Origin of the sequence: Vibrio sp. FE10 (genome assembly GCF_030297155.1) — a bacterium.
Taxonomy (GTDB): Bacteria; Pseudomonadota; Gammaproteobacteria; order Enterobacterales; family Vibrionaceae; genus Vibrio; species Vibrio apostichopi.
In genome coordinates this window covers 1,425,820-1,439,776 of the sequence record NZ_AP028067.1, presented here as the reverse complement: position 1 = coordinate 1,439,776, position 13,957 = coordinate 1,425,820, and the positions used below count along the sequence as shown (strand labels likewise).

The 13,957-nt window shown below is 45.0% G+C and carries 7 protein-coding genes; 3 read left to right on the top strand and 4 right to left on the bottom strand.

Going from position 1 to position 13,957, the window contains the following annotated elements; all coding sequences use genetic code 11:
- Positions 1-167 precede the first annotated feature (167 nt).
- Entirely contained in the window at positions 168-1,850 is a 1,683-nt protein-coding gene (locus QUF19_RS06495; RefSeq protein ID WP_017077841.1) for an aspartate:alanine antiporter, read from the top strand.
- Positions 1,851-2,146: 296 nt separating this feature from the next.
- On the opposite strand, the gene fabV is transcribed toward QUF19_RS06495, so the two are convergent.
- The 4 genes from fabV to QUF19_RS06475 form a co-directional block, all read right to left on the bottom strand.
- Positions 2,147-3,349: an enoyl-ACP reductase FabV gene (gene fabV / locus QUF19_RS06490; protein WP_029223635.1), complete on the bottom strand. Its 1,203-nt coding sequence runs from the start codon at positions 3,347-3,349 to the stop codon at positions 2,147-2,149.
- A gap of 209 nt (positions 3,350-3,558) precedes the next feature.
- Entirely contained in the window at positions 3,559-5,841 is a 2,283-nt protein-coding gene (locus QUF19_RS06485; RefSeq protein ID WP_286297750.1) for an acyl-CoA dehydrogenase, read from the bottom strand.
- A 55-nt stretch (positions 5,842-5,896) separates the two neighbouring features.
- Positions 5,897-6,526: a TetR family transcriptional repressor PsrA gene (gene psrA / locus QUF19_RS06480; protein WP_054546579.1), complete on the bottom strand. Its 630-nt coding sequence runs from the start codon at positions 6,524-6,526 to the stop codon at positions 5,897-5,899.
- A gap of 442 nt (positions 6,527-6,968) precedes the next feature.
- The gene (locus QUF19_RS06475; RefSeq protein ID WP_286297746.1) at positions 6,969-11,492 is read right to left on the bottom strand and encodes a VCBS domain-containing protein; all 4,524 of its coding nucleotides are present in this window, start codon (positions 11,490-11,492) and stop codon (positions 6,969-6,971) included.
- Between the two features lie 308 nt (positions 11,493-11,800).
- Between QUF19_RS06475 and QUF19_RS06470 the strand changes: the two genes are divergently transcribed.
- A complete protein-coding gene (locus QUF19_RS06470) occupies positions 11,801-13,108 on the top strand; it encodes a TolC family outer membrane protein (RefSeq protein ID WP_102439040.1) in 1,308 nt (435 codons plus the stop codon).
- Positions 13,108-13,719, top strand: coding sequence for an OmpA family protein (locus tag QUF19_RS06465; protein WP_286297743.1), 612 nt, complete (start codon positions 13,108-13,110; stop codon positions 13,717-13,719). The genes QUF19_RS06470 and QUF19_RS06465 overlap by 1 nt, the downstream gene beginning before the upstream one ends.
- The last annotated feature ends 238 nt before the right edge of the window (positions 13,720-13,957 follow it).

Sequence of the window (13,957 nt, the reverse complement as noted above, 5' to 3'; positions counted from 1 at the left end):
GCCCGCTCACTGTAGCGGGCTTTTTTTATGACCAGTTTTCATACGGAATAAGAATAAGGTCAAAATCAAGTAAAATAGCAAAATATCGCTTATAATTTATTTATATTTAGATACAATTCACCTCTCAAACTTACCCTGTGTTTCACGCCAATTATTGAGCGACCACTGTGAATATCGACGTTGTTTTTCTGTTAGAACAAAACCCCATTCTCCTCATCTTTGTTGTTTTATCGATTGGATTAGCCATTGGTAAAATTCGTTTCGGTAGCCTCCAACTTGGCAATTCAATCGGCGTTCTGATTACTTCCCTTATCATGGGACATCTTGGTTTTTCGTTTAACGCTGATGCGCTTACGATTGGCTTCATGCTTTTCATCTACTGTGTTGGTATTGAAGCTGGACCCAACTTCTTCGGTATCTTCTTCAGAGACGGTAAGCATTATCTCATTCTGAGCCTTGTGGTGCTCTCTACCGCAATTGCTTTAACGTATTTCAGCAGTCATTACCTCGGGCTGGGCTTTGGTTTATCCGCAGGCATGATGGCGGGCGCCTTAACAGCAACGCCGATATTAGTAGGTGCTCAAGATGCGCTGAATTCTGGGCTTGCAGAATTACCAAGAAACATGGATATAGGCCTGATCATCGAAAACCTATCAGTGGGTTATGCGATGGCTTACTTAGTTGGCTTAATCAGCATGATTATGTTTGCTCGCCTTATTCCAAAGCTTCAGAAAGTTAACCTGCACGATTCAGCGGAGCAAATCGCCCAAGAGCGTGGCTTAGGTGCTTCTGGGCAACGTAAGGTTTACCTTCCAATCATACGAGCTTACCGCGTAGGTCAAGAGCTTATCTCTTGGACGGATGGTAAGAACCTGCGTGAACTGGGTATTTATCGCCAAACGGGCTGTTACATCGAGCGTATTCGCCGTAATGGTATTCTTGCCCACCCTGATGGTGATGCGATCCTGCAAGAAGGTGATGAAATCGCATTGGTTGGTTTCCCTGATAGCCACGCGCGTCTTGACCCGAGCTTCCGTAACGGTAAAGAGGTTTTCGACCGTAATCTTCTCGATCTACGTATCGTTGAAGAAGAAATCGTCGTTAAAAGTGACAGCATCGCAGGTAAGCGCCTGTCAGACTTAAACCTGTCTGAATATGGTTGTTTCCTTAACCGCGTAGTACGAGCTCAGATTGAAATGCCGATGGACTTAAACATCGTGCTTTCTAAAGGTGATGTACTGCAGGTCAGTGGTGAAAAGAGTCGCGTTCACGGTCTAGCTGAGAAAATTGGTTTCATCTCGATCCACAGCCAAATGGCGGATTTGATGGCCTTCTGTAGCTTCTTCATTCTGGGCATTTTGTTTGGTTTGATCACCATGACATTCGGTCAGGTTTCATTTGGCTTAGGTAATGCGGTTGGCCTACTTCTATCGGGCATCATGCTTGGCTTCTTACGAGCGAACCACCCTACTTTCGGTTACGTGCCTCAAGGGGCATTGAACATGGTCAAAGACTTGGGTTTGATGTTCTTCATGGTCGGTATAGGCTTAAGTGCCGGCGGTAAGATGTTTGAACACTTAACGCAAGTAGGCCCCCAGGTCATCGGTATAGCCCTAGTCGTGAGTGTTCTGCCAGTATTCTTTGCTTACTTAGTTGGCGCTTACGTGTTGAAGATGAACCGCGCTCTTTTATTTGGTGCGATCATTGGCGCACGAACCTGTGCTCCGGCGATGGACATCGTAAATGACCACGCTCGCTCAACCATTCCAGCACTGGGTTACGCCGGTACATACGCGATAGCCAATATATTGATGACCTTAGCAGGTACTTTCATCATCATCATTAGCTAGCGTCTGCTGCTTAAAAGCAGCCCAGATTAGATATTTCGAATGCACTAATTCATCTTTGGATTAGTGCATTTTTTATGACTTGTTCTCAGCTTTCATTGTATCCAAAGTCTGACCTTAGAGCTTTTACATCCCGCTATTCGCACCTGCTCTTTAAATCTCCTCGTATCTAGCATCTCGTATCCCGCACCAGCTCTTAAATCTCTTCGCATCCCGATACTCGTATCTCGTTTCTGCTTTTAAGACAAAAAAATAGGCGCTCAGTGAGCGCCTATTTCATTTTGATTCGATTGTTTGAATTAGATGTCAGCTACATCAAATTCAACAGCTGGGTTAACGTCAGCTTCGTAATCAACGCCTTCAACACCGAAACCGAACAGCTTCAAGAACTCTTCTTTGTACTCAACGTAGTCAGTCAGTTCTTTCAGGTTTTCAGTTGTGATTTGAGGCCATAGGTTACGACAATGCTCTTGAATGTCGTCACGAAGTTCTAGGTCGTCTAGACGTAGACGGTTCACTTCATCAACTTCTGCTGCGCTGCCATCTTCTTTGTATAGACGTTGGCTGAACATACGGAAGATCTGTTCCATACAACCTTCGTGAATACCTTCTTCACGCATCTTCTTGAACACCATAGCGATGTAAAGAGGCATAACAGGAATCGCAGAACTTGCTTGAGTCACAACAGACTTAAGAACAGCCACGTTTGCAGTACCGCCAGTTTGGCCTAGTTTTTCGTTTAGCGCTGACGCTGCACGATCTAGATCCATCTTAGCTTTACCTAGCGCGCCATCCCAGTAGATTGGCCACGTTAGTTCAGTACCGATGTAGCTGTAAGCAACAGTCTTACAACCGTCAGCTAGAACACCCGCTTCAGAAAGTGCGTTGATCCAAAGTTCCCAATCTTCACCGCCCATTACAGTAACAGTGTCTTTGATCTCTTCTTCAGTAGCAGGCTCAACGCTTGCTTCAATGATCGCATCTTTGTTTGTATCTACAGCTGTAGATGTGTACGTTTCGCCGATAGGCTTAAGAGCTGAACGAATTACTTCGCCAGTCTCTGGCATTTTACGCACTGGAGACGCCAGTGAGTACACAACCATATCGATCTGACCTAGATCTTCTTTGATCAGGTCAATTGTTTTCTGTTTTGCTTCGTTAGAGAAAGCATCGCCGTTAAGGCTTTTTGAATACAGGCCTTCTTCTTTAGCTAGCTTGTCGAACGCTGCTGAGTTGTAGAAACCAGCTGTGCCAGTTTTTTTCTCAGTACCGGCTTTCTCGAAGAAAACACCGATAGTAGAAGCGCCGCCACCAAATGCTGCCGCAATACGTGAAGACAAGCCGTAGCCACTTGAAGAGCCAACAACTAGTACACGTTTAGGTGCGTTTGCGATTGGGCCTTGAGCTTTTGTGTAAGCAATTTGTTCTTTTACATTAGCTTCACAACCGACTGGATGTGTTGTAGTACAGATGAATCCGCGAATTCGAGGTTTGATGATCATATTCAACTTCCTTAAAAAATCAGGTTAAGGATAAGAGTTTCGTGCGCAAATGGCATCTAATTTCTGTAAAAATGTGGTGAAAATGCAAGTGGTTGGAGCACTCAACTGATATTTGCTGACTAAGTCGCCATTTGTTAACGCTTCTATTGAGACTTCTACGACAAAAACAAAAAAGGCACCTGATTAGGTGCCTTTTATCATTTCGTTATCTAAGCAACGCTATTTAGCTTAGGTTTTAACTCTTTTCGCGTCAAAGTTTCACTAAAGTCATGACTGAAGTGGTCAACTTGAATCGCTGTGTAACGCAGTTTATCAGCTGCAATAATTTGGTCGACTTCTTCTTGCGTTAGAACATCGGCAGCAAGTGCCTGAGCCAGTTTGTCTGCCAGCAAGCCTTTACGAGCCACTTTGCCTTCTTTCACTGCTTTGAAGATTTTACGCTCCAGAGGCTTGATGCTGTACATCGCATTGAAAGCGTTCTCCATAAGACCAACACTATCATCCTCTTCCTTGCCGATGTAGCAAAGGTGAGTCAGACGTTCACGGTGTGCGCCCGGAGTCATCAAGCTTTCTGCTAGTTGAACTGTTAGGTTATCACTCGGTTTTTCGAAGTGGTTACCTACAGGGAAAACTAGACCTTTAAGTACTTTGCCAACCATCTTGTTCGGGAAGTTACGGTACGCTTCTTGTAGTGATTTAGCCGCATTGTGGAAACAGTGCTGAACTGCGTAGTGTACGTAGTCTAAGTCAGCTTGTTGACGACCTTCGTCTTCATACTTTTTAAGTGCAGCAGACGCCATGTATAGGTAACTTAGACCATCACCTAAACGTGCAGAGATAAGTTCTTTACGTTTCAGTTCGCCACCTAGCGTCAGCATTGCGAAATCCGCACTGACTGCAAGCGCACGGCTTAAACGAGTCAGATCTTGGTAGTAAGGCTTCGTTGGGCCACTCATGTCGGCTTTAATGAACTTAGAACCCGTTAGTGCCGCACCAAAAGCACCGAACGTGTTTTTAGTTGCGTGTGAGATGTGCTTGAACAACAAGCTATCAAAGTCTTTTGCACCTTGCTTCTCGTCTGGGTTCGCTGCCGCTTCCATTTCGCTCAATACGTATGGGTGACAACGTGTCGCACCTTGACCGAAGATCATCAGGTTACGAGTTAGGATGTTCGCACCTTCTACTGTGATAGCAACTGGAATACCTAGGTAAGGCGCAGCCAAGTAGTTCATTGGGCCATCTTGAATTGCACGACCTGAGTGGATATCCATCGAGTCATTCAGAATAGTACGAGCCATTTCTGTCATGTGATACTTCGCGATTGCCGTTACGATACCCGGCTTCTCTTTCATATCAAGTGAAGTGGTTGTCAGTGTACGAGTCGCTTCTAATAGATACGTTAAACCACCAATACGGCCTAAGCTCTCTGCAACACCTTCAAATTTACCAATCGACATACCGAACTGCTTACGAACATAAGCGTATGCGCCAGTCGTTTTCGCAGTTAGGTGACCCATCGCCGTGCCAAGTGCTGGTAATGAGATACCACGACCTGCAGACAGACATTCCACCAGCATACGCCAGCCTTTACCTGCGTAATCTGCGCCACCGATTAGCCATTCCATAGGAATAAACACATCGTGACCGCGAGTTGGACCATTCATAAACGCAAGACCAAGAGGGTCATGACGCTCACCAATCACAACGCCTTCGTGGTCAGCTGGGATAAGCGCACAAGTGATACCAATGTCTTCTTTGTCACCCAGTAGTTTTTCTGGATCGTGCAATTTGAAAGCCAGACCGAGTACCGTCGCCACTGGTGCTAGCGTAATGTAGCGCTTATTCCAGTTAAGCTTGATGCCTAGTGTCTCTTTGCCTTCGTGCATGCCCATACACACAGTGCCGACATCAGGGATACCACCCGCATCAGAACCCGCTTCAGGGCCTGTTAGTGCGAAACAAGGGATATCTGTACCGTCAGCAAGACGTGGGAGCCAGTAGTCTTTTTGATCTTGAGTACCGTAGTGAGACAGTAGCTCACCAGGGCCAAGAGAGTTTGGAACCATTACCGAAACCGCAGTACTGATACTACGAGTTGCAATCTTGGTTACGATTGTAGAGTTGGCGTGCGCCGAAAACTCACGACCGCCGTACCCTTTCGCGATAATTAGCGAGAAGAAACGCTCTTTGCGTAAGAAGTTCCAAACTTCCTCTGGAAGGTCTCTGTCTTCTTTCACAATTTTGTGGTCATCAAGCATAGCGAGCAAAGTTTCAAGTTCATTATCCATGAACGATTGCTCTTCTGCTGTCAGCTGAGGTTTTGGGTACTGGTGAAGCTTAGTGAAATCTGGCTTACCAGAAAACAGCTCTCCGTCCCACCACACGCTACCCGCTTCCATCGCTTCTTTCTCGGTGCTAGATAGTGGTGGTAGTACTTTTTTAAAGAGTTTAAAAGCTGGGTCACTTACCCATTTTTGTCTTAGAGAGCTCATAGTTCAGATCCTTTTGTTCACTATATTGTTTGTGAATATTTTGCTTTTTATTGTTTTATTCTTTTGCTGACATGCCAGCGGCCAAATATGGAATGAGAATATCGACCACTGCCTTAGCATCTATTTTTCTGTCATAGTCATTCTCTGCAATTTCTATCAGAGCCTGGCTAGATGCCATGGTGAATACACAAGTCCCTAGGGTGAAGTGCAATCGCCAAAATAACTGTTCTTGAGTGAGGTTCGGGTTGGCTTTCATCACTGAGCTGGTAAACAGGGTCAGTACTTCGCTGTAGCGAGTAGTAATGAACCAACGCAAGTGACCTTGCACATCCGTATAACCTCGACCGATGAGTAACATAAATCGACTCGTACCATTTGGCCTTACATCATTCAGTGCTCTTAGTGGCTGCCTTAAAGACTCAAACACATCACTCATAGAATACGTTTCGTTCAAGTTTAAGTTCACTAAAGCGTCTTGCAGTGCAGGCATAAATGCTTCTAAGTATCGATTTAATACGGCACGAACCAGAGTCTTCTTATCGCCAAAGTGGTAGTTCACTGAAGCAAGATTGACATTGGCTTTACCCGTAATAGTGCGTAAAGAGGTGTCATTAAAACCGTGCTCAGCAAATAAGCCTTCAGCCACATCTAAGATTTTGTCTTTGGTTGTACTTCTTGGTGCCATTTCAATCACTCGTATTAAACAACTGTTTGAAATATACGCTTAGTACATTTATTTAACAAGCAAGCAACATCACATTTTCACAAATTGGTCGTACCAGTTAATCGCTTTATTCACTAAGCGATTGAATCGATGCATGTTTACAAAAAAAGGAAAAATTAATGAATTTTCTGGGAACTGAAATAGAAATGGAGGGTCATAAATTAAGTAGAAAACAGAGTATTTAGAAGTTTAACAGGCCGTCAAACTTGTCTCTCCCCTGCTTTCTTAATTACTGCATTTTCCTTATTAACTCCTATACTTGTATCCGCCCAAACCGTGTTGGTTTGGGCTTTTTTTTGCCTATGATTCAGGCAATTTTTCTTCGGCTAATGCTGGGTACAAAAAAGCCCCCGAAACCGAGGGCTTTCATTACGTTAAGCCATAGAACACTTCACGATACCGACTAAGCTGCATCGTTTTTGATAAGTTCTCCCAATATCGCGAGATCACTACCAAGATCAACCGAAGCGCCCATTTCCGTAGCAATCCCTTCTACCACGATTGTTTGAACGTCGACTCCACCATTGATTGGAATAGACAAAGCAATGTCTTCACCATCGACCGAGACTTCAATCATATCAAGCAATTCTGCCATTTGAGTTTCGTCTTGTGGGTCTTCAATGAGATCATTGAGGTCAATTAAATCACCAGAGCCGTTAGTATAAAGCTCAAAGTCTTTAATGATGTCTGTACCGTTGTCGAGCGCTGAATCTAACCAAGTAAAGATATTGTCCTCACTATCACCAATCAATAAATCATTGCCAGCAGCAGCAAACAGCGGTTCGTTACTCGCAGCACTGATCACGTTGTATAGCTGTGGTTCTTCAGTATCAACTGTCACCGTTTCGACTGTACTTTCAGCGCCACTTGAATCTACTGCGACATAGTCAAACTGAGGATCATCGGTTACTGCCTCGTTTCCTTGGACATAACGCAGCTCCCAATTACCACCAGAAGATGAAAGCTCCATACCAACAATCGGATTACTTGGTGACGAGTAGCTGAACTCGTACAGAATCTGCTGGTTGCCTGTATCGCCTTCGTCTTTTTGGTATTGCTCGCTAGCTGTAGTCCCGTCAGCAAAGGTGTAAGTAACTTCAATATGTACACTGCTATTGGTATTGAACTCTCCTCCCATACCATCTAACCCAAAATGAACAACTTCAAGTGGGTTGTTGGTAAAGTCGATGATCAAGGTCTCCTGCATGTTCATACCTTTACCATCAGTATCACCAATCCCATAACCAACATGAGGCTGCTCACCTTGATATTGCTGTAGGGGTTTGTCATTATTGTCATCAATCGATATCGTAATGGTATTGCCGTTAGCTAAGGTGATCAGCCTTTCCGTTGGAGATACCGCCACTCCCCAGTTATAGAAGCCATCAACAAGGTCAGGCATGTCCTCAGGATCGCCACTGAAGCCCATTTCAAACAGATCTCCAGGCCCAGCAACAAAGCTAATATTGTTTGGAACAAACAGCACACCACTATCCACATCGGACTGCACTATTTCCCTGGTGTCTCCATTTTCATCGGTATAAAGAAGGGTGCCACTGGTTGGCAAGGTGTTAATGCGAACATTTAGAGGTATCTCATTGTGATCATCTTCTATATCTGAGATGTAATCAGGCATGCCACCATCTTCAGAGTCGAACAAAATAGGAATCACGGCATCGTCATCATTGACCACCACAAAGCTTGTTGCTTCAGGGGCATCGTTGACACCATTGATCGTTATTTCGATGACATGTTCAACACCATCAATTGCAGTGACCACATAGTTCTCAATAACGGTGTCGTCGTCACCGAGATATTGAACGGCATCATTATCAACAACATAACTCCATGCGCCCTCAGGGGTGATAGTTAACATACCTAATGCTAGTGCATAGGTTGAACCTACAGGTGTGAATACACCATTAGGTTTAAAGGCCGGCATATCACTGGTGTCAACATCGGTAATCGTGAGCGTACCCGATGTCATAAGTTCGTTGGTCTCTAAGTCGACATTCAAGTCTTCGGTCACTTCTCCCTTATCCGAATCACCTTCACCAACGGTAATTTCAGACGGATCATCCGCACCATTGATGGTGATAGTCACTTCGCTTGTGGTTCCGTCTGCTGCACTCACTGTATAGATCTCAGTAACGGTTTCGTTTTCATCAAGATACTGCACAGCGTCATTGTCTACGGTGTAGGTCCACTCACCGTCAGACGTAATGGTCAGTGTCCCGAGAGGTATCGCATTAGTTGAACCGGAAGGTTTGAACGCACCAGATGGATTAAAGGCAGGATTATCACTGGTATCTGGGTCACTGATAGTCAGTGAGCCTGTTGTTTCAAGAGTGTTCGACTCGTCATCGACATCCACGTCTTCCGTAACGCTACCCGTGTCACTGTCACCTTCACCAACCGTAATTTCCGATGGGTCTTCCGCACCGTTGATAATAATCGTTACCTCACTGGTGGTGCCGTCTGTTGCACTCACCATGTAGATCTCAGTAACAGTTTCGTTATCATCAAGATATTGAACGGCATCATTGTCTACAGTGTAGGTCCACTCACCATCGGACGTAATCGTCAGCTTGCCGAGAGGTATAGCATTAGTTGAGCCGAAAGGTTTGAACGCACCAGATGGATTAAAGGCAGGATTATCACTGGTGTCTGCATCGCTGATAGTCAGCGAGCCTGTTGTTTCAAGCGTGTTCGACTCCTCATCGACATCCACATCTTCCGTCACCTCACCCATGTCAGAGTCACCCTCTTCGACGGTAATTTCGGATGGATCATCGGCACCGTTAATGGTGATGGTCACTTCACTGGTAGTGCCGTCTGTTGCACTCACCGTGTAGATCTCAGTAACAATTTCGTTATCATCAAGGTATTGAACGGCATCATTATCGACAGTGTAGGTCCACTCACCATCAGCGGTGATGGTCAATGAGCCTAAAGGTGTGTCATTGGTTGAACCCGCAGGTTGAAACCCGCCGGTTGGGTTAAATGCAGGTGTATCGTTTGTATCTGGGTCGCTAATGGTTAATGAGCCTGTGGTTTCAAGATTATTGGTGTCTTCATCGACATCCACATCTTCGGTCACATTACCCATATCACTATCACCTTCACCAACAGTGATCTCAGACGGATCTTCAGCGCCATTAATGGTGATGGTCACTTCGCTAGTGGTGCCATCTGTGGCACTCACTGTATAGATCTCAGTAACGGTTTCGTTTTCATCAAGATACTGCACCGCATCATTGTCGACAGTGTAGGTCCACTCACCATCGGACGTAATCGTCAGCGTCCCGAGAGGTATAGTATTCGTTGAACCGGAAGGTTTAAACGCACCAGATAGATTAAAGGCGGGATTATCACTGGTATCTGGATCACTGATAGTCAGCGAGCCTGTTGTTTCAAGCGTGTTCGACTCGTCATCGACATCCACATCTTCCGTCACTTCACCCATGTCAGAGTCACCCTCTCCGACGGTAATTTCGGATGGATCATCGGCACCGTTAATGGTGATGGTCACTTCACTGTTAGTGCCGTCTGTTGCACTCACCGTGTAGACCTCAGTAACAATTTCGTTATCATCAAGGTATTGAACGGCATAATTGTCGACAGTGTAGGTCCACTCACCATCGGACGTAATGGTCAGCGCCCCGAGCGGTATCGCATTAGTTGAACCCGTGGTGTTAAAAATGCCGTTTGGGTTGAAGGCAGGTGTATCATTGTCATCAAGATCGGTAATGGTTAAAGTACCTGACGTCGTTAAGTTGTTGCTCTCTTGGTCAACCTCGACATCCTCAGTTACTTCACCAGTATCCGAATCACCCTCTCCTGCGGTTATGTCAGATGGATCATCCGCACCGTTAATGGTGACGATCACTTCGCTTGTTGTGCCGTCTATCGCAGTGACCGTATAAACTTCCGTGACAAACTCATCGTCATCTAGGTACTGCACATCATCATTATTGACAACGTAAGTCCAAGCACCATCAGGGACTATAGTTAACACGCCTAGTTGTGATTCATTCGTCGAACCTTCAAGGTTAAACTCACCGTCAGGTAAGAAAGTAGGAGTATCACCGTCTACGTCGGTGATCGTAACTTGTCCAGAGGTGACTAGTTGGTTGGTTAGTTCATCGACATCTACATCCTCAGTCACACTGCCTGTATCATCTGCAGCAACTGCCACATCATCAGTACCAATAATGGTGACTGTAATAACTTGCTCACCTCCATCAGAAGTTTGTACTGTGGTTGTATCTTGAATTTGCTCACCGTCGGTAAGTTCGTCAAATGGACTGTTGGCTACAAAGGTCCATGTTCCATCTTCGTTGACGACAAAGCTCCCTAACCCATTATCCCCTTCCACACTTTTAGCGATAAAGGTTATACCCGGCTCCTCAATGGTTAAGGTCCCCCCAGTTTCAATAGGCTCGTCACTTTCAAACTCAACAACATTAGCTTCTCCTGACACAAGCGCAAAAGCTATGATGTCAAAAAGAGCAATACTTTGAGTTTCTGACAACCCTTGAGACTCAAGCCCGTCAGTTTCAAAGTTTGTCGCAGCTTGAGTTTCAGCCCCGGTACGTTCAATCCTACCGCTGTTGGTTAAACTTGAGCCTTGCTCACCCGCAGCTGTATCAAACTCATCTCCTAATTCCGTTGGATCAAATCCTTCTTCGATAGCACGTTGTACTTGAGCGATTGCATCATCAGTATCTAGCACATTTTGTTGGCCCTGGTTATCTACAAATCGTGCAGAAACACTTGGCACACTGGCTTCACTAGAATCGAAACTGATGACTACATCACTGGCAGCTGGCTGTTCGCCCGGAGACAAACGTCTAACTTGGCCTTGAGCGTCGAGCACAACACTGCCGCTAGCAAGGCCTAGTATGTTTAGGTTGAAGTTTCCCATAGCTAAGTTCCCACTTCCTCTACCCAGAACAAACCACACGCTAGCTCACTCCCAGCTCTGCGTTATGGCTGTCGCATACAGTAAATTTAGTATCGACACTATTGATAATCAACTCACTAAGATGGGCGTGCATATGGCTATTTTTAAATTAGTCAATAGCAATAGCGACTTACCATCAAAAAAAACAAACAAACTTCGCATTTTTTTACAGATGTCCTAAGCTTCTTTAATACAGTCTGTGTCTCACTAAAGCAGAAAATACTGCTACGAGATTGATCGAAACATATAAAAGTAGAAGGAGAGCTACTTTGAAATTGTTTAAGTTATCCATGGTATGCTGCTTCATTGCAGCGGCCCCAGTCGCCTCTCAAACTTTGGAACAATCTGTTGCTATCACTTTGGCGACCAATCCTGAGATCAAAAGCATCTTTAACGAGTATGTGAGCGTCAAAAAACGAAATGACGCTGCTGGTGGTGCTTACCGACCTAGTATCGACCTTGATGCAGGTATTGGTTACGAAGGCATAAACCCTGCACCGAACAACGGCCCAGATACAGACCTTACAAGAAAGGAAGCTACAATCTCCCTGACTCAACTGTTATGGGATGGTTCATCAACTCTAAACGACATTGATCGTACTGCCGCAGAAGCAGAATCGGTTCGTTTACAACTGTTAGCGGATGCCGAAGACAAAGCCTTGGAGGTAACACAGATATATTTAGACGCAGTAAAAGCGACTGAAGTTTTAGCCCTTTCGGAAAGTAACCTTGCTATCCACAAGAAAATTTATAAAGACATCAAAAAGCGCGCTGTGTCAGGCATAGGTTCAACTGCAGATGTATCGCAGGTAGAAGCTAGGATCGCAAAAGCTCACGGCAACTTGTTAGCCGCACAGAACAATCTAATCGATACCCATACCCAATTTCGAAGAGTGGTCGGTCAGGAACCATTAGGCTTGGTTTACCCAAGAGCCGATATTTCTATGATTCCACTGTCATTATCAGACGCCTTAGTTGATGCTTTGGACCAACATCCAGTCATCAAAGTCGCTTCTGCAGATGTCGATTCAGCGCATTTTCAGTACAAACAATCGAAAGGTGTTAACTACCCTACTTTCTCTATCGAAGCATCTCAATCATGGCGAGATGATGCGGGGGGCGATGAAGGTTCGAGCCAAGAAACGCTAGCAATGCTGAGAATGCGATACAACTTGTACAACGGTGGAACGGACAGCGCTAATTCTGAAGCCGCTGCTTATCAACTAAACAAAGCGAAAGATCTGAGAGACCGAGCTTATCGACAAGTAGAGGAAGGCCTTCGCCTTTCATGGAGTGCCTTAGATCTAACACTGCAACAAAAGAACTTCCTATCTGATCATGTTGATTCAGCTTCGGAAACCGTTATCGCTTATGAAAAACAATATCGAATAGGTAAACGTACTTTGCTCGATCTACTCAACACCGAGAACGAACTATTTGAAGCCCGTAAAGATTATCTCGATGCGCATTACTCTGAGCAGTACGCTAAGTACCGTGTAATGAACGCAACAGGTTCTTTATTGAATGCTCTACTGGTCGACATTCCAGAAGAGTGGACAACGGCCGTGGAGTATTAATGATGAAAATAACTTACTTACTACTTCCCGTATTATCGATGACTTTATTTGCCTGTTCTAATCAGCAGGAAGAAGACTACATCGAGACACCTGAAGCTGAGCAAATTTCTGACCTGCAAGACGATGACAAAGATGGTGTGGTAAACGCACGAGATACCTGCCCTGGTACACCCGAAGGTTCTCAAGTGGATAACGCTGGCTGCGGGGAAACTGTTCGCTCGCAAGAAGTCAGACAGTTGAAAATCCTTTTTGCAAACGACTCTTACGAAGTGAACCCGATCTTCTCTGACCAAATCACAACCATGGCGGAATTTTTAGAAACTTATAAAAGTGCATCGATTGAGATCCAAGGCTACGCCAGTAAAGTAGGCTCCAATGAGTACAACTTAGAGTTATCAAAGAAAAGAGCTCACCACGTGGAAGACGAATTGCTGTCGAATGGGGTCGACTCAAGCCGCGTTAGGATTGTTGGCTATGGGGAAGAGCGTCTGGAAAGTGATGGCGATGATGCCACTGCACACGCTCTAAACCGTAAAGTAACCGCGACAGTAGTCGGACTCGATGAACAAATCGTAGAAGAATGGACTATCTTTACCACGCTAGAGAAATAGCATAACACTGTCACAATAGTTCTTATGCGCAAATGTTGGACGGAGATACGAACACAGGACAGCGCTGACTACCAAAAGGATTATCAAAGAATACTGACAAGGTTTGTTGTAAGGACACAAGATCAATAAAGCCGTGATAGGGTTACCCATCACGGCTTTTTTGTTCTTTGTCATCACATGAGACTCGTAGTAACTCATGTGATCAATTCTTGTTGTTCATTAAGTGGGCTGGCTTGTT